The following is a 982-nucleotide window of genomic DNA, read 5'->3' as shown; positions in this document are numbered from 1 at the left end:
TCTCGGTGCAGTCGATGACGACGACGGTGACGGCGGATGTCGGTGCGACGTTGCAGCAGATCGCGGAGTTGACGGCGTCGGGGTGCCAGATTGTGCGGGTGGCGTGTCCGTCGCAGGATGATGCGGATGCGTTGCCGGTGATCGCGAAGAAGTCGCAGATTCCGGTCATTGCCGACATTCATTTTCAGCCGAAGTATGTGTTTGCGGCGATTGATGCCGGGTGTGCGGCGGTGCGGGTGAATCCGGGGAACATCCGGCAGTTCGATGACAAGGTCAGGGAGATCGCGCGGGCGGCGTCGGATGCGGGTGTGCCGATTCGTATCGGGGTGAACGCGGGGTCGTTGGACAAGCGGTTGCTGGAGAAGTATGGGAAGGCGACGCCGGAGGCGTTGGTGGAGTCGGCGTTGTGGGAGTGCTCGCTGTTCGAGGAGCATGGTTTCCGGGATATCAAGATCTCGGTGAAGCACAACGATCCGGTGGTGATGGTCAATGCCTACCGTCAGTTGGCGGCGCAGTGTGATTACCCGTTGCATCTGGGTGTGACGGAGGCGGGTCCGGCGTTCCAGGGGACGATCAAGTCGGCGGTGGCGTTCGGTGCGCTGCTGAGTGAGGGGATCGGGGACACGATCCGGGTGTCGTTGTCGGCGCCTCCGGCGGAGGAGGTGAAGGTCGGGATTCAGATTCTGGAGTCGTTGAATCTGCGGCAGCGGCGGTTGGAGATCGTTTCGTGTCCGTCGTGCGGGCGGGCGCAGGTGGATGTGTACAAGCTGGCGGATCAGGTGACGGCGGGTCTGGAGGGGATGGAGGTTCCGCTGCGGGTGGCGGTCATGGGGTGCGTGGTCAATGGCCCCGGTGAGGCGCGTGAGGCGGATCTGGGTGTCGCTTCCGGGAATGGCAAGGGGCAGATCTTCGTCAAGGGCGAGGTCATCAAGACCGTGCCGGAGTCGAAGATCGTGGAGACCCTGATCGACGAGGCCATGAA

General features: G+C 63.1%; 1 protein-coding gene. It reads left to right on the top strand.

What is annotated here, in order from left to right:
- The coding region (gene ispG, locus NQU54_RS48620) for a flavodoxin-dependent (E)-4-hydroxy-3-methylbut-2-enyl-diphosphate synthase (protein WP_257636666.1) at positions 1-982 on the top strand (982 nt) is incomplete at both ends.

The sequence above is a fragment of the Streptomyces malaysiensis subsp. samsunensis genome, assembly GCF_024519315.1.
GTDB lineage: Bacteria > Actinomycetota > Actinomycetes > Streptomycetales > Streptomycetaceae > Streptomyces > Streptomyces malaysiensis.
Note: the sequence above shows the minus strand (reverse complement) of the source record. Positions and strands in the feature narration are given on the sequence as shown.